Raw genomic sequence first — 18,101 nt, 5'->3', positions numbered from 1 at the left:
CCCACCGTGGCACTATTTATATACCGTGAGCGAAGACAACCCGTTCTTCCAGATACGCAAGCCCTGACACTATGGCCCGACTGCCCCGTCTGTACGCCCCCGGGCTGCCCCAACTGGTGCAGGCCAACTTCATTTCGCCGCTGGCCGCGCCGTCGCAACCAGCGCCCGCCGACATACTGAATCAGCTCGCAACCTGGCTGGGCGAATCCGCTCAGCGCCATCGCGTGTCGGTTCACGGCTGGCTGCTTGCCAATGACCGCATCCTGTTGCTGGCCACGCCCGCTGACGAGGAAGGCCTGCCCCGGCTGATGCAGACGCTGGGCCGCAACCTGGCGGCGCGTTTGCGCGGCGGCCGGGTGTTCGCGGGGCGTTACCGCTCTGCGCTGCTGGAGCCGGGCGCCTGGGTATTGCCGGCGCTGGTCTGGCTGGAAACGTACCCGGTACGCAGTGGCGCTTCGCAAGACCCTGATTCCTGGCCCTGGTCGTCCGCGGCGAGCCACACCGGCAACACGACAGCGGCGCCCGCGCAGTGGCAATCCGATCACGCGGATTACTGGGCTTGTGGCAACACGCCATTCGACCGCCAAGCCAATTACCGCAAACGCCTGCAAGACGGCCTGTCGCGCGAAGAATCGCAGCGCATTGACCAAGCCGTGTCGGGTCAATGGGCATTGGGCGGCGCGAGCTTCATCGCCAGCCTGGCCCATACCGCCAGCCGGCGCGTGGCGCCCGGCCAGCGCGGCCGTCCGCGCAAGAAGCCTGCCGCCCCGGCGTCCGCTGACGCGGAAACCTCCCCGGCTACGCCGACGAGCTCAACGCCCTCGACGTCATCCTGATACCCGAACCCGCCTCTCCGGCGGGTTTTTCGCAGCATTCGCCGTTGGGCTTGATCCCGTCGGCGGCGACGCCCATTGATTCGGCAACGGTCCGGCCATTGCGCCTGTGCGCCCCGAAGCCGGCAAACCTGTGCAGTTTTCGCCACAGGCGATATTGATATTCCGCAGCAAAATTGTCACTTTATTTAGGGACAGGTAGAGCCATAAATAGGGATTTCACTACCCTTCAGCGGCAGCGGCACAAAGCCCCTCTCTGCCAAGCCAATAACGGCGCGGCCGTTGTTGTGTCCCTATATTTATGCCCTATGATGGAGCATCAATATAATTAGGGTCACACCCCTATTGTTCCAGTTGCACCCTACTTGCAGCGGGGGTATTGTCCGTCTCCTGCACTGCAACATTACGACGCAGGCTCACTGCGGAGCGCGCCATGCCCCAAATTACCCCGATCGAATCCTGTCCCACCCCCAAGGCGACCCCTATCGATGCCAGCCGCATCGGTTTGCCTGCGGCTCAAGGGCTCTACCACCCCAAGAACGAACATGACGCCTGCGGCGTTGGTTTTGTTGCGCATATCAAGGGCAAGAAAAGCCACGCGATCATCCAGCAGGGTCTGAAGATCCTGGAAAACCTGGACCACCGCGGCGCGGTCGGTGCGGACAAGCTGATGGGCGACGGCGCGGGCATCCTGATTCAGATTCCGGACACGCTCTACCGCGACGAACTCAGCCAGCAAGGCATCATCCTGCCGCCTCCGGGCGAGTACGGCGTGGCCATGGTGTTCCTGCCCAAGGAAACCGCCTCGCGCCTGGCCTGTGAGCAAGAGCTGGAACGCTCGGTGCGCGCGGAAGGCCAAGTGGTGCTGGGCTGGCGCAATGTGCCGGTGGACGTCGACATGCCCATGTCGCCCACCGTGCGCGATTGCGAGCCCGTGATCCGCCAGCTGTTCATCGGCCGCGGCGCCGACGTGATGGTGCCGGACGCACTGGAACGCAAGCTGTACGTGATCCGCAAGACCGCCAGCCACGCCATCCAGAACATGCATCTGGCTCACGGCAAGGAATATTTCGTGCCGTCGGCATCGGTGCGCACCGTGGTCTACAAAGGCCTGCTGCTGGCCGACCAGGTTGGCCGCTACTACCGCGACCTGGCCGACACCCGCACGGTGTCCGCCCTGGCGCTGGTGCACCAGCGCTTCTCGACCAACACGTTCCCCGCCTGGCCGCTGGCCCACCCGTACCGCATGATTGCGCACAACGGTGAAATCAACACGGTCAAGGGCAACTTCAACTGGCTGCGCGCCCGCGAAGGCATGATGCAGTCGGCCGTGCTGGGCGACGATCTGAAGAAGCTGTACCCCATCGTCTACGAAGGCCAGTCGGACACCGCCACGTTCGACAACTGCCTGGAACTGCTGGTGAATTCGGGCTACTCGCTGGCCCACGCCATGATGATGATGATCCCGGAAGCCTGGGAACAGCACACGCAGATGGACGAGTCGCGCCGCGCGTTCTACGAATACCACGCCGCCATGATGGAGCCGTGGGACGGCCCCGCCGCGGTTGCCTTCACCGATGGCCGCCAGATCGGCGCCACGCTGGACCGCAATGGCCTGCGCCCTGCCCGCTATCTGGTCACTGATGACGATATGGTCATCCTGGCATCCGAAGCCGGCACGCTGTCGATTCCCGAAAACCGCATCGTCAAGAAGTGGCGCCTGCAGCCGGGCAAGATGTTCCTGATCGACCTGGAACAAGGCCGCATCATCGACGACGCCGAGATCAAGCTGCAACTGGCGAACAGCCGCCCGTACCGCCAGTGGATCGAACGCCTGCAGATCAAGCTGGAATCGCTGCCCGCGCCGCGTCAGGTGGCCGTTGCCACGCAATCGGCCGTGTCGCTGCTGGACCGCCAGCAAGCCTTCGGCTGGACCCAGGAAGACTACAAGTTCATCCTGGAACCCATGGCGTCCACCGGCGAAGAAGTGATCGGCTCGATGGGCAACGACGCCCCGCTGGCCGTGCTGTCTGACCGCGCCAAGCCGTTCTACAACTACTTCCGCCAACTGTTTGCGCAGGTCACGAACCCGCCCATCGACCCCATCCGCGAACAGCTGGTGATGTCGCTGGTGTCGTTCATCGGCCCCAAGCCCAACCTGCTGGACATCAATAACGTCAACCCGCCGCTGCGTCTGGAAGTGTCCCAGCCGGTGCTGGACTTCGCCGCCATGGCGCAGATCCGCGACATCGAGCAAGTCACGGGCAAGAAATTCCGCAGCTTCGAACTCGACATCACGTACCCCGCCGCCTGGGGCCCCGAGGGCATTGAAGCCCGCGTGGCCGCGCTGTGTGCGCGCGCCGTTGATGCCGTGCAAAGCGGCTACAACATCCTGATCGTGTCGGACCGCCTGGTCGACAGCGAGCGCGTGGCCATCCCCGCGCTGCTGGCCACCTCGGCCGTCCACCAGCACTTGATCCGCGCCGGCCTGCGCACCAACACCGGCCTAGTCGTGGAAACCGGTTCGGCGCGCGAAGTGCACCACTTTGCGCTGCTGGGCGGCTACGGCGCCGAAGCCATTCACCCCTACCTGGCGCTGGAATCCCTGGGCAAGATGAATGACCCCGAAAAGGCCGTGAAGAACTTCATCAAGGCGATCGGCAAGGGCTTGAACAAGGTCATGTCCAAGATGGGCATTTCGACCTACATGTCCTACACCGGCGCGCAGATCTTCGAAGCCGTGGGCCTGCAAAGCAACCTGGTGAACAAGTACTTCACGGGCACGTCGTCCAACATCGAAGGCATCGGCATCTTCCAAGTGGCCGAAGAAGCGCTGCGCCAGCATCGCGCCGCCTTCAGCACCGACCCGGTGCTGGCCAACGACCTGGAGGCAGGCGGCGAATACGCCTACCGCGTGCGCGGCGAAGAGCACATGTGGACGCCGGATTCCATCGCCAAGTTGCAGCACGCCTCGCGCGCCAACAATTACCGCACGTACAAGGAATACGCGCAGATCATCAACGACCAAAGCCGTCGCCACATGACCTTGCGCGGCTTGTTCGAATTCCGCTTCGAGCCGTCGCGCGCCATCCCGCTGGATGACGTGGAATCGGCCAAGGACATCGTCAAGCGCTTTGCCACGGGCGCCATGTCGCTGGGTTCGATCTCGACCGAAGCGCACTCGGTGCTGGCCGTTGCCATGAACCGTATCGGCGGCAAGTCGAACACCGGCGAAGGCGGCGAAGATGAACTGCGCTACCGCGCCGAAATGCGCGAAGGCAAGAGCACCATCAAGGACGGCGACACGCTGGCCTCGCTGCTGGGTTCGGACCGCATCGAAGCCGACGTCGTGCTGAAGAAGGGCGATTCGCTGCGCTCGAAGATCAAGCAGGTGGCGTCGGGCCGGTTTGGCGTGACGGCCGAGTACCTGTCGTCGGCCGACCAGATCCAGATCAAGATGGCGCAGGGCGCCAAGCCCGGCGAAGGCGGCCAGCTGCCCGGCCACAAGGTGTCGGAATACATCGCCAAGCTGCGTTATTCGGTGCCGGGCGTGGGCCTGATTTCGCCCCCGCCGCACCACGACATCTATTCCATCGAAGACTTGGCTCAGCTGATCCACGATCTGAAGAACGTGAATTCCAAGGCGTCGGTGTCGGTCAAGCTCGTGTCCGAAGTGGGCGTGGGCACGGTGGCCGCTGGTGTCGCCAAAGCCAAGGCTGACCACGTCGTGATCGCCGGCCATGACGGCGGCACGGGCGCATCCCCGGTGTCGTCCATCAAGCACGTGGGCACGCCTTGGGAACTGGGCCTGGCCGAAACGCAACAGACGCTGGTCTTGAACCGCCTGCGCAGCCGCATCCGCGTGCAGGCCGACGGCCAGATGAAGACCGGCCGCGACGTCGTCATCGGCGCGCTGCTGGGCGCTGATGAATTCGGTTTCGCGACGGCGCCGCTCGTCGTTGAAGGCTGCATCATGATGCGCAAGTGCCACCTGAACACCTGCCCGGTGGGCGTGGCCACGCAAGACCCCGTCCTGCGCAAGAAATTCCAGGGCAAGCCGGAACACGTCGTGAACTTCTTCTTCTTCATCGCCGAAGAAGTCCGCGAAATCATGGCGCAGCTGGGCATCCGCAAGTTCGACGACCTGATCGGCCGCGCCGATCTGCTGGACATGCGTTCGGGCGTTGAGCACTGGAAGGCGCAAGGGCTGGACTTCGCCCGCGTGTTCCATCAAACGCAATCCGACGCCGATGTGCGTCAGACCGAAGAGCAGGATCACGGCCTGGCCGGCGCGCTGGATCACCAGTTGATCGACCGCAGCCGCCCCGCGCTGGAACGTGGCGAAAAGGTGTCGTTCATCGTGCCGGTGCGCAACCGCAACCGTACGATCGGCGCCATGCTGTCGGGCGCCGTGGCCTCGCGCTACGGCCACGACGGTCTGCCCGACGACACCATCCACATTCAGTGCAACGGCACCGCCGGCCAAAGCTTCGGCGCGTTCCTGGCGCACGGCATCACGATGGACCTGGTGGGCGAAGGCAACGACTACGTCGGCAAGGGCTTGTCCGGCGGCCGCATCATCGTGCGCTCGCCCAACGACTTCCGCGGCTTCGGCCCCGACCACATCATTGCCGGCAACACCGTGCTGTATGGCGCGCTGGCAGGCGAAGCGTTCTTCAACGGCGTGGCCGGCGAACGTTTCGCGGTGCGTAACTCGGGCGCGGCGACGGTGGTCGAAGGCACGGGCGACCACGGCTGCGAATACATGACGGGCGGCACGGTCGTGGTGCTGGGCGCCACGGGCCGCAACTTCGCAGCCGGCATGTCGGGCGGCGTGGCCTATGTGTGGGACCCGGAGCGCACGCTCAAGCACCGCGTCAACCTGTCGATGGTTGAACTGGAAGGCGTGGCGCCGCATGCAGAGCAGCAAGCGCTGAACAATATCGACATCTGGCACAGCGCGCAGCGCGGTGGCGAACGCGAGACGGATGAAACCATCCTGCGCCGCCTGGTGGAAGATCACTTCCGCTACACCGGCAGCTACCGCGCCCGCGAGATCCTGGGCGACTGGGAAGCTTCGCGCGGCAAATTCGTAAAGGTCATGCCGACGGACTACCGTCGCGCATTGGGTGAAATGTGGCGTGCAGCCAACCAGCAACAACTGGCTGCGTGAGGGATACCATGGGAAAGATTACCGGCTTTATGGAATTTCAGCGTCTGCAGGAGGCCTCCGAGGCCCCGCAGAAGCGGCTGAAGAACTGGCGCGAATTCGTGCTGCACCTGACCGATGACCAGGCCAAGCAGCAAGCTGCGCGCTGCATGGACTGCGGCATCCCGTTCTGCAATAACGGCTGCCCGGTCAACAACATCATCCCCGACTGGAATGATCTGGTTTACAAGCAGGACTGGCGCCGCGCGCTGGACGTGCTGCACTCCACGAACAACTTCCCGGAGTTCACGGGCCGCATCTGCCCGGCGCCGTGTGAAGCCGCCTGTACCTTGAACATCAACAGCGACGCCGTAGGCATCAAGTCCATTGAGCACGCCATCATCGACAAGGGTTGGGCCGAAGGCTGGGTCGCCCCGCTGGTGCCGGCGCGCAAGACGGGCAAGAAGGTTGCGGTGGTGGGCTCCGGCCCCGCCGGCATGGCGTGCGCGCAGCAGCTGGCGCGCGCGGGCCACTCCGTGACGCTGTTCGAAAAGAGCGACCGCATCGGTGGCCTGCTGCGTTATGGCATCCCCGACTTCAAGCTGGAAAAGCACCAGATCGACCGCCGCATCTCGCAGATGGAAGCCGAAGGCGTAGAGTTTGCGCCGTCCACTTACATCGGCAACCCGAAAGACCCCGTGGCCGATGGCCTGACGGTGCGCACGCCGGAATCGCTGAAGGCCGAATTCGACGCGGTCGTCATGACCGGCGGTTCGGAAACCCCGCGCGACCTGCCGGTGCCGGGCCGTGAATTGTCGGGCGTGTACTTCGCCATGGACTTCCTGCGCCAGCAGAACAAGGCCGTCGCCGGCGACCGCCTGACCGACCAGACGCTGGCCAAGGGCAAGCATGTGATCGTGATTGGCGGCGGCGATACGGGTTCCGATTGCGTGGGCACCAGCAACCGCCACGGCGCGGCCTCGGTCACGCAATTCGAACTGATGCCTCAGCCGCCCGAGTCTGAAAACAAGACCATGACGTGGCCGTACTGGCCGCTGAAGATGCGCACGTCGTCGTCGCACGAAGAAGGCTGCGACCGCGACTGGTCCGTGACCACCAAGCTGCTCAAGGGCAGCAATGGCAAGGTCGAAAAACTGGTCGGCGCGCGCGTCGAGTGGTTCAAGGACGAGGCCACCGGCCAGATGAAGATGCGCGAAGTCGAAGGCTCGGAGTTTGAGATCAAGGCCGACCTGGTGCTGCTGGCCATGGGCTTCGTGTCGCCGGTGCAAACCGTGCTGGATGCCTTCGGCGTGGATCGCGATGCGCGCGGCAACGTGCGTGCCAACACCGACGACTACCGCACCAACGTCGAGAAGGTGTTCGCTGCAGGCGACATGCGCCGTGGCCAGTCGCTGGTGGTCTGGGCCATCCGCGAAGGCCGCCAGTGCGCACGTTCGGTGGACGCTTACCTGATGGGCAGCAGCGAACTGCCGCGCTGATCTTCGGTTCTGACGAACCCCATTCGCCGCCTTCGCGCCCCCTGCGCCAAGGCGGCGAATGCTTTTCAGGCAGCCGACATTTTCGTTTCCGTAAGATGTGAGGCCGTACCAAGCCACCGCGGAAAACCCCTGCGGAATCCCCTGCGTGCACGCACGTGGGAACCCTGCGCCATCGCGCGCTTTTCTGGCCACCATGTCCCACGACACACTCGCTGCTCCGCCCACGCTGCCGCAGATTTTTCTGGCGTTCACCAAAGTCGGCCTGACCAGTTTTGGCGGCGGCTTAAGCGGCTGGATGATGCGTGAATTCGTGCAGCAGCGGCGATGGATGTCGGAATCCGATTTCCTGTCGGGACTGGCGCTGGCGCAGTCCTTTCCCGGCGTGAATGTCGTGAACCTGGCGATCTGGATCGGGTTCCGCTTGCGCGGCGGGCCAGGCGCCTTGCTGGGCGGGCTGGGCATCACCGTGCCGCCAATGCTGGTGGCGATTGCGCTGGCGGCGCTATTTGCCAGCATGGCGCAGTCGCACGGGCTGCATGTAGCGATGGCCGGCGTGGCCGCAGCGGCGGTGGGCGTGTCGCTGCAAACAGGCTTGCGTGCGGCGCGCCGTGCGCTGATCGGCTGRGTGCCAGCGGCAATCATGGGCGCGACCTTCGCCGCGATCTTTCTGCTGCGTCTKCCGCTGCTGTGGGTGGTGGGCGCAATGGCGCCGCTGTCGATCTTCATTGCCTACACGCGCATCCGCCGCCAGGAGCCGCGCAAATGAATATGGCGACGCTGCATGATCTGTTTTCGGTGTTCACGCCGCTGTCGTTTTTGACGGTGGGCGGCGGCCAGAGCATCCTGCCCGATATCCATCGCCAGGCGGTCGACAGCTATGGCTGGATCAACGACGCGCAGTTCCTGGATTACTTCGCACTGTCGCGCATCACGCCCGGCCCGGCATCGTTGCTGGTGACGCTGATCGGCTGGCATGTGGGCGGCTGGGCGGGCGCAATTGCTGCGTCGATAGCCATCTTCCTGCCGTGTTCGCTGCTGATCTATGCGCTGGCGCGCGTGTGGGCAAGGTACCGGCGCACGACGTGCATTCGTGCCATTGAAGCAGGCTTGGTGCCGGTGGCGGCGGGCATGATCCTGGCGTCGTCATGCACGATCTTGCGCGCAGCCGAAGGCGGCGCGTGGGCGTGGGCCGTGGCGGCGTTGTCGACCGCGGCGCTTGTGTATACGCGGGTCAGTCCGTTCATCATGTTGGGATTGGGCGCGGGGATATTTTTTGTGGCGTTGGGGTAGGACTGGTCTCATTCCTGTTGCCGAGCCGCCACGGCGCGTTCCGCATCTTTTCACGGTTTGACACATATCAATCGGGCCCGGTGCCTGCTCTGAGAACCTGTCGTCTCACCCTCATGGAAAGATCGGAGAAGAAAAATGTTTTCGCTGAATGGGCGTATCCGCGCCACCGCCATCGCCGGCCTGATCGCAGCTGGCGCACTCGCCGCTCCCGCGCATGCCCATGAGGCCGGCGACGTGTTGTTCCGAGTTGGCGTGACGCAGGTTCGCCCCGCCTCCAACAACGGCACCGTGCTCGACGGCAGCGTCAAGCTCGACGCCAACAACAACGTGCGCCCGAGCTTCACGCTGGGCTACATGGTGACGCGCAACATCGGTATCGAACTGCTGGGCGCATGGCCGTTCCAGCACGATGTCAGCGGCAGCGGCCTAGGCAAGATCGGCTCCAGCAAGCAACTGCCGCCCACGCTCAGCCTGCAATGGCACATCCTTCCCGACAGCATGATCCAGCCGTACATCGGCGTCGGCATCAACTACACGCACTTCTTCGACACCAAGGCCGAAGGCGCGTTGAAGGGTTCCGACCTGAAGATGGGCGACTCGTGGGGCGTGGCCGCGCAACTGGGCGCGGACTTCAAGATCAATGAACGCTGGTTCATGAACGCGGACATCCGCTACATCGACATCAAGTCGAAGGTGAAGCTGGACGGCCAGCACATCGGCACCGCGCGCATCGATCCGTGGGTGGCGACGCTGGGCGTCGGCTATCGCTTCTAACGATTGCGGTTGCGCGCTGATGCCGCTTGCAACCGCATGGCGTCAGCGCGGCGCCTGCAACTGTTGGCGCAAGGCTTGCAGGGCGGGCGAGTCATCGTCCGCGCGCCAGACCAGCTGGGTCAGGGCGGTGGCATAAGGGCCCGTCAGTGCGCTGACGCAAACGGAATGCTCCGCCCCCAGCACGGCCAGCACCGAACGCGGCACGATGGCCACGCCTGACCCCGCCGCCACACACGCCACGATGGCGTGATACGACGCAAACTCCATCACCCGGCCCGCCGCCACGCCTTCGTGGTTCAGCCACGATTCCAGAATGCGGCGGTACGAACACCCCGCGGCAAACGCAATGACGCTGCGGTCGCCCAGATCGCGCGGGCTGGCAATGGCGCCCCATGCCAAGGGTGAAATCAACGTCAGGTCTTCCTGGAAGGCGTCCAGGGTGGCCAGCCCCTCGGCCGGAAATGGCTGGGCCACGAACGCCGCTTCGATCTCAAAGTTGCGCACCTTGGCCGCCAGCGCGCCCGATGTGCCCGTGACCAGTTCAATGCCCACCTGCGGCCAGGCCGCGTGATAGGCCGCCAGAATGGGCGGCAGGCGCGCGGCCGCCGTGCTTTCCATGGTGCCAATGCGCAACACGCCCTGAGGCGCGCCATCCCGCACGGCGGCTTGTGCTTCGTCTGACAAACGCAGCAGACGGTCGGCGTATGACAGCAGCACGCGGCCCTGGTCAGACAGCACCAGCCGACGGTTTTGACGCCGAAAGAGCGGGGCGTTCAGCGAGGCCTCTAACTGCTTCAAGCGGGTCGACACGTTGGACTGCACCCGGTTCAGGTGCTGGGCGGCGCGCGCCACGCCGCCTTGATCGGCCACCGCCTTGAAAATCTGCAACGCGTCGAGATCCAAGTTTCTCATTTCAAGAACCTATGTTCTGAATAATTCATTATTCAAGATATAAGTACAGCCGTAGAGTGGGCGTATGTCAACGCCTGCTTACCCTTCTGTGTCCGATTCCGTTGCTGACCTGCGTGGCCCCGCCCGCCTGGCCTGGCCCGCCGCGCTGGCGCTTGCGGCCGCGATGGGCATTGGGCGATTCGCCTTCACGCCGGTGTGGCCGCTGATGGCACAGGAAGGAGGGTTGTCGCTGGCGCAGGGCGGGTGGATCGCCTCGGCCAACTACGCCGGCTATCTGCTGGGCGCGCTGGCCGCCGTGGCATGGCCCGTGCGCCGGTTGCGCGGCCAATTGGCGGTCAGCCTGTTGGCGGTGGCCGTGCTGACGCTGGCGATGCCGCTGTTTCACAACGTGGCCGTCTGGTGCGCGCTGCGTCTGGCGGCGGGCTACGCCAGCGCCAGCGCCTTCATTTGCGTGGCGGCGTGGCGGCCCGTGCCGGCGGGAGACCCGCGCGAAGCGGGCGCGTCGGCGGTGACTTACGCCGGCGTGGGCGCGGGCATCGCGCTGACTGGCCTGGTTTGTCTGGCGTTGATGGCGGGGCAGGTGCGCGCCGACGGCATGTGGCTGACGCTGGGCGGGTTGACGCTGGCTCTGTCCCTGATGGCGTGGCCGGGCTTGCGCCAGCCTGTGGCGCAGGTGCGCGCGGCGGCTTCCACGGCAACCACGCCCAACGCCGCGACCCATTCCACGCCACACTCCACGCCCCACTCCACGCCCCACTCCACGTCACACCCCACGCCCGCCGCCACCCGCCTGCCGCCCGCCATCGGGCAACTGGCGCTGCACTACGGCGTGTTCGGCGTCGGCTACATCATTCCGGCCACCTTCCTGCCGGCGATGGCCAAGGAGATCTTTCCGGACCCCGCCATCTTTGGCTGGGCATGGCCGCTGTTCGGGCTGGCGGCGGCGGTGTCATGCCTGCTGGTTCCCCGGCTGGCGCGGGCGCGCGATGAAAAGCGTGTCTGGCAGGCAGCGCAGGCGCTGATGGCGCTGGGCATGCTGACGGTGGCGCTGTGGCACCACATCGCCGCTGTCATTGTGGCGGCATTGCTGGTGGGCGGCACCTTCATGGTGATCACGCAGGCCGGCATTCTGACCGCGCGGCGCACCGCAGGCGCCGCCGCACCGCGCGCCGCCGCCGTCATGACGGCCGCCTTTGCCGCCGGCCAGATCCTGGGGCCGCTGTTGGCGTCATGGGCCGCGCACTGGGGCGCGGGGCTGCCGCAGGTGCTGGGCGCGGGCGCGGCGTTGCTGGCGCTATCGGCCTGGGGCTTGGGAAAAGTCACGACAGCCGGCAGCGGTGCTGGGCATAATGCGATCGGCCCCCAAGGCCGTACACATTAGAGAAGAGAAAGAGGAGTCACCCAGCATGAAATCACTGCGCCCCCTGATCGCCGCGTTGGCGGCCGTTGCCGCCTTCAGCGGCGCCGCGCAAGCCCAGACCGCCGACTGGCCCGCCAAACCCATCACGATGATCGTGCCCTACGCGCCGGGCGGCTTTGCCGACACGCGCGTGCGGCTGCTGGCGCGCAAGCTGGGCGAATCGCTGGGCCAGCCCATCGTGGTCGAGAACAAGGCGGGCGCAGGCGGCGTGGTCGGCACCAACCTGATCGCGAAGGCGGCGCCTGACGGCTACACCATCGGCACGGGCAACCTCGCCCCCATGGCGGTGAACCCGTCGCTGATGAAGGAAATGCCGTACAACCCGCAAAAGGACCTGGCCCCGATCATCCTGATCGAGAACAGCCCGCTGGTGCTGAGCGTGAACAATGAACTGCCGGTCAAGACGCTGGCCGACCTGATCGCGCTGGCCAAGAAGGAACCGAACAAGCTGTCGTTTGGCTCGTCGGGCGTGGGCGGCGCGCATCACCTGTCGGGCGAAATGTTCCGTGAGCAGGCCAAGATCGACATCGTGCACGTGCCGTACAAGGGCGGCAGCCTGGCCGCAACCGACCTGATGGGCGGCCACATCTCGATGATGTTCGAAATGGGCTACTCGGCCTTGCCGGCCATCCAGGGCGCCAAGATCCACCCCATTGCCGTCACGTCCGCCAAGCGTCTGGCCGTGTTGCCCGACGTGCCGACGATGGCGGAATCCGGCTTGCCCGGCTTTGAGTCATACAACTGGCAGGGCATCGTCGCCCCGGCCGGTACGCCCGCGCCGATCATTGCCCGCCTGAACAGCGAGTTCAACCGGATTCTGAAAGAGCCGGATGTGCAAAAAGCCATCGCCGACACCGGCAGCCAGGCCGGCGGCGGCACGCCCGAGGAGTTCGCGGCTTTCATCAAGAGCGAAACCGATAAGTGGGCCCACGTCATCAAGGCTGGAAACATCCAGCTTCAATAACCACGAGGAGTCTTCCCATGGCCACCCGATTGCTTGATCTTCTGAAGCTGGACCACCCCATCATCCAGGCGCCCATGGCGGGCGGCGCCACGACGGTGGAGTTGGTGTCTGAAGCATCGAAAGCGGGGGCCTTGGGATCGCTCGGGGCGGCTTACCTGACCGCCGAGCAGATCGAAGCCGCCGTGGACGGCATCCGCGCCCGTACCGCGCGTCCGTTCGCCATCAACCTGTTCGCGTCGGTGCCGGACGTGCCGATGCAGGGCGACGCCAGCCGGATGCTGGCGCTGGTGGCCCGCTACCACGAACAGCTGGGGCTGCCGGCCCCGGCCATGCCCGGCCCGCAGGCCGACCCGCTGCCCGGCCAGATCGACGCCATCCTGCGGCTGCGCCCGGCGGTGTTCAGCTTCACCTTTGGCCGCATTGCGCCGGACGTGCTGGCGCGTTGCCGGGAATTGGGCATCTTGACCGTCGGCACCGCCACGACCGTGCGCGAAGCGGTGGCGCTGGAGCAGGACGGCGTGGATGCCGTCGTCGCCCAGGGCGCAGAAGCTGGCGGGCACCGTGGGACCTTCCTCGATGAATTCGAACAATCGCTGATCGGCACCATGGCGCTGGTGCCCCAAGTGGCGGATGCGGTGTCGATACCGGTGATTGCCTCGGGCGGCATCATGGACGGCCGCGGTATCGCCGCGGCGCTCGCCTTGGGCGCGGACGTTGTTCAAATGGGGACGGCCTTCCTGACGACAGACGAGTGCGGCATCATCGACGCCTATAAGGCGGTGCTGCCGGCGTCCCGGTCCGAGCAATCCCGCCTGACCCGGGCATTTTCCGGCCGGCCGGCGCGGGGGATAGCTAATGCCTTCATGCGCGACGCCGACGCCATCGCCGGCGATATCCTGCCGTATCCCTTGCAGAACGCCCTGACGCGGCCCATGCGCACGGCGGGCGGCAAGGCGGCCAATATCAACGTACTGTCCCTGTGGGCGGGCCAGGGCGCACCGCTGGCCCGGCGCGAATCCACGGCGAACCTGATCCAGCGTCTGGCCCGGGAAACCCAGGCCGCGCAAACGCGCCGCTAGGGGCTCGATCTCTGGCCGCAGCCCCTCGCCCTGGCGCGCCCACGGCGCGGATCAGGGCGGATAGGGGTGGATCAGGGCGGATCTGGGCGCATCACGGCTGATCGGGGCCGGCCGGATTGTCCCTGATGCCGAAAACACTGTTCCACCGGCGGCCTGTCGCGTTGTGATTGCAAAGCGTCGGGCTACAATGGCGCCTCGCCGCTGGGAGCCCGAGTCCGCCTTGGCCCCGGCACCTGAGTAACCGGGCGCTTCCCGCAGCCGCCTGTCTTGCCCCGCCGCATCGGTTTTCCGTCTCGCGAGCCTGCAAGGCAACAGGGCAAGCTCCGCCACCGAAACACCCTTTCGTTGCCCATGCCCGCTCAATCAAGCAGCACCCCGGAATTTGCCCTGCGCCTGGACGGTGTGGCGCTCGGCTACGGTGATTTCACCGTGTTGCGCGACATATCCATGGACGTGCGCGCGGGCCAGGTGGTCGCCATCATGGGCGGCTCTGGCTCGGGCAAGACCACGCTGTTGCGCGCGGCCACTGGCCAGCTCGTCGCCCAGCAGGGCCAGGTAATCGCGTTTGGGCAGGACATCGCCCGCGCCACGCCCGACGAACTGCAATCCCTGCGCAAGCGCATGGGCGTGCTGTTCCAGCAGGGCGCGCTGTTCACCGACCTGAACGTCTTCGAAAACGTGGCGTTTCCGCTGCGTGAGCACACCAAGCTGACCGAAGCCGACGTCACCGACCGCGTGCTGGACAAACTTGACGCGGTTGGCCTGCGCGCCGCCGCGCACCTGAAGGTGTCCGAAATCTCTGGCGGCATGGCGCGCCGCGTGGCGCTCGCCCGCGCCGTCGTGCTGGAACCCGAACTCATTCTGTACGACGAGCCGTTCGCCGGGCTGGACCCGATCTCGCTGGGCATCACCGCCAATCTGATCCGCAACCTGGCCGATCGCCTGGGCTGCGCGTCGGTGCTGATCACCCACGACGTCCAGGAATCTTTCGCCATTGCCGACCGGGTGTATCTGGTCGGGCAGGGCAAGCTGGCCGCCTCGGGCACGCCCGAAACGCTGTCGGCGTCGCAAGACCCGTATGTTCAGCAGTTCCTGAAAGGCGAACCCGACGGCCCGGTCGCGTTCCAGTACCCCGAAACGCCCGCTTTTCAAAAGTGGCTTTCCGCACAGAAAGGGCGCAAAACATGAGCGGTTCCAACAACGCCATTGGCGCAATGGGCGGCTGGGTGCGCAAGCAAGTCGGCGGCATCGGCTACTTCACCCGGTTCTTTGGCGGCATGCTGGCGCGCAGCGGCATCGTGTTCTCGCGGCCGCGCCTGGTGTCGCAACAAGTTCACTTCATCGGCAACTACTCGCTGCTCATCATTGCCGTGTCCGGCATGTTCGTGGGCTTCGTGCTGGGGCTGCAAGGCTATTACACGCTGAACCGCTACGGCTCCGAAGAAGCGCTGGGCCTGCTGGTTGCGCTGTCGCTGGTGCGTGAACTGGGCCCCGTCGTGACGGCGCTGCTGTTTGCCGGCCGCGCCGGCACCTCGCTGACCGCAGAAATCGGTTTGATGAAAGCGGGCGAACAACTGTCGGCCATGGAAGTCATGGCCGTCGACCCCATTCGCCGCGTGCTGGTGCCGCGCCTGTGGGGCGGCATCATCGCCATGCCCATTCTGGCGGCGGTGTTCTCGATGGTGGGCATTCTGGGCGGCTGGGTCGTCGGCGTCGTGATGATCGGCGTGGACGCGGGCGCCTTCTGGTCGCAGATGCAAAGCGGCGTGGATGTCTGGAACGACGTGGCCAACGGCGTCATCAAGAGCGTGGTGTTCGGCATCACCGTCACGCTGGTTGCGCTTTACGAAGGCTGGCAAGCCAAGCCCACGCCCGAAGGCGTGGCGCGCGCCACCACGCGCACCGTGGTGGTGGGTTCCCTGGCGGTACTTGGGCTGGACTTCCTGCTCACCGCCTTGATGTTTGGAAATTGAAACGGATCGATCATGTCACGCGAAAAAACCGACTTCTGGGTAGGCCTGTTTGTACTGCTGGGCGCGGTCGCGCTGGTGTTCCTGGCGTTGCGGGCTGGCAACCTCAGCACCTTTTCCTTCGCCCCGACCTATACCTTATCGGCCAACTTCGATAATGTAGGCGGCCTCAAGCCGCGCGCCGCGGTGAAAAGCGCCGGCGTCGTGGTGGGCCGCGTGTCCAGCATTACGTTCGACGACAAGACCTTCCAGGCCGTCGTCTCGGTGAATCTGGAAAAGGCCTATCAGTTCCCCAAGGACACGTCGGCGTCGATTCTCACGTCGGGTCTGCTGGGCGAACAGTACCTGGGCCTGACGGCGGGCAGCGAAGAAGAGAACTTTACCGACGGCGGAAAAATCCGCTATACACAGAGCGCGGTTGTGCTGGAACAGCTGATCAGCCAGTTCCTGTATGGCTCCGCCGAGAAGCAAGGGGCGTCGTCCGAGCCCGCAAAAGCACCAAATTAAAGACGATGCGAAAGACGCCGTAACAGGCCTCGCTTCGCCTTCGCAATATCATAAGAATCGTTGATAGGGATGTCCTGATCATGAACAAGAACGCACTTTCCCGAATTGCCACCATCGCGGCGGCGGGTGCCCTGATGGCCGGCTGCGCCGCGCCGCAGAACCCCGATCCGCGCGATCCGTGGGAAGGCTTCAACCGGGGCGTCTACAAGTTCAACGACACGGTCGACCGCGCAGTGTTCAAGCCGGTGGCTCAGGCCTATACCTTCGTCACGCCGCAGCCCGTGCGCAGCTGTGTGCACAACATCTTCAGCAACATGACCGACCTCTGGTCAGGCACGAACAGCTTCCTGCAAGGCCGCGGGCACGACTTCGTGAACACGCTGGGCCGCTTCCTGTTCAACACCACCATGGGCGTGGGCGGCTGCTTTGACGTTGCCTCGGCCAACGGCGCGCGCAAGATCCCGAACGACTTCGGCACGACCCTGGGCGTGTGGGGCTTCAGCCAAGGCCCGTACCTGGTGCTGCCGTTCTTCGGTTCGTCGACGGTACGTGACGGCGCGGGCCTGGTCGGCGACTTCGCCGGCACCACCTACGGCTACATGGGCATCGACTCCATCGACAACGTGCGCCTGCGCAACTCGTTGTGGGGCCTGCGTCTGGTCGACACCCGCGCCAGCCTGCTGAACGCCACCGACACCATCGACCGCGTGGCGCTCGACCCGTACAGCTTCATCCGCGACGCGTATCTGCAACGCCGCAACGCCATGGTCCTGGGCCAGCGCGTGAACGACGAAGATGCGCTGCCCAACTACGAAGACGACGAGGGCGATGCCCCTGCCGCCGGCAAGGCCGCCCCCGTGCCTGCGCCCGCCACCAAGTAAGCTGTGGCTTGCGTTCATCGGTACAGTAAGGAGTTTTAATGCGATTTGCTTTTGTTTCCCTGTTGCAGCGCCTGACTTTCGCAGGCCTCGTCGGCCTTGCCGCCGCCAGCGCCGCACAGGCCAAACCCGACCCCAACGGCCCGCCTGACCAATTCGTCGTCGCGACCGCCAACGAAGCGCTGGACGTGCTCAAAGCCGACGGGTCCGTCAAAGCCGGCAACACCGCGCGCATCAACGAAGTCGTCAACCAGCACATCCTGCCGTACGTCAACTTCCAGAAGACGACGCGCCTGGCCGCTGGCCGCTACTGGCGCCAGGCTTCCGATCCGCAAAAGACGGCGCTGGCCGACGCGTTTCGCGGCACGCTGGTGCGTACCTACAGCGGCGCGCTGACCCGCGTCACGCCCAGCACCACGGTCAAGGCGTTGCCGTTCCGTGGCGACCCCAAGGCCGACGACGTCGTCGTTCGCACGCTGATCAGCCAGGGCAACGGCCAGCCGACGGGCGTGGACTACCGCCTGGAAAAAACGCCGCAAGGCTGGAAGATCTACGACATGAACGTCGAAGGCATCTGGCTGATCGAGAACTACCGCAACCAGTTCGCGCAGCAGATCAACCAGAACGGTATCGACGGCCTGATCAAGGCGCTGAACCAGCGCAATCAGTAATTCCGCGGTTCCGGCTGCTTCCGGCCCGGCGCGCCCTTCAAGGCCCGCCGGGCCGATTATTTCGGGGACGGATAACACCCGACTCCCACACGGCTCCCGGGGCCATAGGCGCTTGCCGTCACGGCGCGCTTATATAATGATCAATTCGCTCTTTT

The 18,101-nt window shown here is 65.1% G+C and carries 15 protein-coding genes; 14 read left to right on the top strand and 1 reads right to left on the bottom strand.

Features of this window, described 5'->3' with window-relative positions; all coding sequences use genetic code 11:
• Positions 1–71 precede the first annotated feature (71 nt).
• The 6 genes from AC1DB0_RS08845 to AC1DB0_RS08820 all read left to right on the top strand — a co-directional run bounded on the left by AC1DB0_RS08845 (position 72) and on the right by AC1DB0_RS08820 (position 9,545).
• On the top strand, positions 72–836 hold the full coding sequence (locus AC1DB0_RS08845; RefSeq protein ID WP_476757366.1) for a transposase: 765 nt from the start codon (positions 72–74) through the stop codon (positions 834–836).
• A 430-nt stretch (positions 837–1,266) separates the two neighbouring features.
• Positions 1,267–6,006: a glutamate synthase-related protein gene (locus AC1DB0_RS08840; protein WP_175170673.1), complete on the top strand. Its 4,740-nt coding sequence runs from the start codon at positions 1,267–1,269 to the stop codon at positions 6,004–6,006.
• Between the two features lie 8 nt (positions 6,007–6,014).
• Positions 6,015–7,481, top strand: a complete 1,467-nt coding sequence (locus tag AC1DB0_RS08835; RefSeq protein WP_054421059.1) for a glutamate synthase subunit beta — start codon at positions 6,015–6,017, stop codon at positions 7,479–7,481.
• A gap of 193 nt (positions 7,482–7,674) precedes the next feature.
• Positions 7,675–8,247, top strand: coding sequence for a chromate transporter (locus tag AC1DB0_RS08830; protein ID WP_476758645.1), 573 nt, complete (start codon positions 7,675–7,677; stop codon positions 8,245–8,247).
• The gene (locus AC1DB0_RS08825) at positions 8,244–8,771 is read left to right on the top strand and encodes a chromate transporter (RefSeq protein WP_054421057.1); all 528 of its coding nucleotides are present in this window, start codon (positions 8,244–8,246) and stop codon (positions 8,769–8,771) included. The genes AC1DB0_RS08830 and AC1DB0_RS08825 overlap by 4 nt, the downstream gene beginning before the upstream one ends.
• Positions 8,772–8,906: 135 nt before the next feature.
• The gene (locus AC1DB0_RS08820) at positions 8,907–9,545 is read left to right on the top strand and encodes an OmpW/AlkL family protein (protein ID WP_054421056.1); all 639 of its coding nucleotides are present in this window, start codon (positions 8,907–8,909) and stop codon (positions 9,543–9,545) included.
• A gap of 42 nt (positions 9,546–9,587) precedes the next feature.
• On the opposite strand, the gene AC1DB0_RS08815 is transcribed toward AC1DB0_RS08820, so the two are convergent.
• The gene (locus tag AC1DB0_RS08815) at positions 9,588–10,457 is read right to left on the bottom strand and encodes a LysR family transcriptional regulator (protein ID WP_054421055.1); all 870 of its coding nucleotides are present in this window, start codon (positions 10,455–10,457) and stop codon (positions 9,588–9,590) included.
• Positions 10,458–10,521: 64 nt separating this feature from the next.
• On the opposite strand from AC1DB0_RS08815, the gene AC1DB0_RS08810 reads away from it, so the two are divergent.
• The 8 genes from AC1DB0_RS08810 to AC1DB0_RS08775 all read left to right on the top strand — a co-directional run bounded on the left by AC1DB0_RS08810 (position 10,522) and on the right by AC1DB0_RS08775 (position 17,946).
• Positions 10,522–11,838, top strand: coding sequence for a YbfB/YjiJ family MFS transporter (locus AC1DB0_RS08810; RefSeq protein ID WP_476757365.1), 1,317 nt, complete (start codon positions 10,522–10,524; stop codon positions 11,836–11,838).
• A 25-nt stretch (positions 11,839–11,863) separates the two neighbouring features.
• Positions 11,864–12,841 carry a Bug family tripartite tricarboxylate transporter substrate binding protein gene (locus AC1DB0_RS08805; protein WP_054421053.1) on the top strand — a complete coding sequence of 326 codons (978 nt, stop codon included), beginning with the start codon at positions 11,864–11,866 and terminating at the stop codon, positions 12,839–12,841.
• Between the two features lie 17 nt (positions 12,842–12,858).
• Positions 12,859–13,920, top strand: a complete 1,062-nt coding sequence (locus AC1DB0_RS08800; RefSeq protein ID WP_441371332.1) for an NAD(P)H-dependent flavin oxidoreductase — start codon at positions 12,859–12,861, stop codon at positions 13,918–13,920.
• Positions 13,921–14,271: 351 nt separating this feature from the next.
• A complete protein-coding gene (locus AC1DB0_RS08795) occupies positions 14,272–15,108 on the top strand; it encodes an ABC transporter ATP-binding protein (protein ID WP_175170678.1) in 837 nt (278 codons plus the stop codon).
• Positions 15,105–15,893, top strand: a complete 789-nt coding sequence (gene mlaE, locus AC1DB0_RS08790; RefSeq protein WP_054421051.1) for a lipid asymmetry maintenance ABC transporter permease subunit MlaE — start codon at positions 15,105–15,107, stop codon at positions 15,891–15,893. Before AC1DB0_RS08795 ends, mlaE begins: the two co-directional genes overlap by 4 nt.
• A gap of 12 nt (positions 15,894–15,905) precedes the next feature.
• Positions 15,906–16,397, top strand: coding sequence for an outer membrane lipid asymmetry maintenance protein MlaD (gene mlaD / locus AC1DB0_RS08785; RefSeq protein WP_054421050.1), 492 nt, complete (start codon positions 15,906–15,908; stop codon positions 16,395–16,397).
• 80 nt (positions 16,398–16,477) lie between these two features.
• Positions 16,478–17,278, top strand: coding sequence for an MlaA family lipoprotein (locus AC1DB0_RS08780; RefSeq protein WP_054421049.1), 801 nt, complete (start codon positions 16,478–16,480; stop codon positions 17,276–17,278).
• 38 nt (positions 17,279–17,316) lie between these two features.
• Complete coding sequence (locus tag AC1DB0_RS08775; RefSeq protein ID WP_054421048.1) at positions 17,317–17,946, top strand: MlaC/ttg2D family ABC transporter substrate-binding protein; 630 nt, start codon at positions 17,317–17,319, stop codon at positions 17,944–17,946.
• Positions 17,947–18,101 lie beyond the last annotated feature (155 nt).

The sequence above is a fragment of the Achromobacter sp. 10T422 genome, assembly GCF_056394065.1.
This window is presented reverse-complemented; position numbering and strand designations above follow the sequence as displayed.

Coding starts and splice junctions, on each gene's coding strand:
- AC1DB0_RS08845 (WP_476757366.1), top strand. CDS start 72: ATGGCCCGACTGCCCCGTCTGTACGCCCCCGGGCTGCCCCAACTGGTG.
- AC1DB0_RS08840 (WP_175170673.1), top strand. CDS start 1,267: ATGCCCCAAATTACCCCGATCGAATCCTGTCCCACCCCCAAGGCGACC.
- AC1DB0_RS08835 (WP_054421059.1), top strand. CDS start 6,015: ATGGGAAAGATTACCGGCTTTATGGAATTTCAGCGTCTGCAGGAGGCC.
- AC1DB0_RS08825 (WP_054421057.1), top strand. CDS start 8,244: ATGAATATGGCGACGCTGCATGATCTGTTTTCGGTGTTCACGCCGCTG.
- AC1DB0_RS08820 (WP_054421056.1), top strand. CDS start 8,907: ATGTTTTCGCTGAATGGGCGTATCCGCGCCACCGCCATCGCCGGCCTG.
- AC1DB0_RS08815 (WP_054421055.1), bottom strand. CDS start 10,457: ATGAGAAACTTGGATCTCGACGCGTTGCAGATTTTCAAGGCGGTGGCC.
- AC1DB0_RS08810 (WP_476757365.1), top strand. CDS start 10,522: ATGTCAACGCCTGCTTACCCTTCTGTGTCCGATTCCGTTGCTGACCTG.
- AC1DB0_RS08805 (WP_054421053.1), top strand. CDS start 11,864: ATGAAATCACTGCGCCCCCTGATCGCCGCGTTGGCGGCCGTTGCCGCC.
- AC1DB0_RS08800 (WP_441371332.1), top strand. CDS start 12,859: ATGGCCACCCGATTGCTTGATCTTCTGAAGCTGGACCACCCCATCATC.
- AC1DB0_RS08795 (WP_175170678.1), top strand. CDS start 14,272: ATGCCCGCTCAATCAAGCAGCACCCCGGAATTTGCCCTGCGCCTGGAC.
- mlaE (WP_054421051.1), top strand. CDS start 15,105: ATGAGCGGTTCCAACAACGCCATTGGCGCAATGGGCGGCTGGGTGCGC.
- mlaD (WP_054421050.1), top strand. CDS start 15,906: ATGTCACGCGAAAAAACCGACTTCTGGGTAGGCCTGTTTGTACTGCTG.
- AC1DB0_RS08780 (WP_054421049.1), top strand. CDS start 16,478: ATGAACAAGAACGCACTTTCCCGAATTGCCACCATCGCGGCGGCGGGT.
- AC1DB0_RS08775 (WP_054421048.1), top strand. CDS start 17,317: ATGCGATTTGCTTTTGTTTCCCTGTTGCAGCGCCTGACTTTCGCAGGC.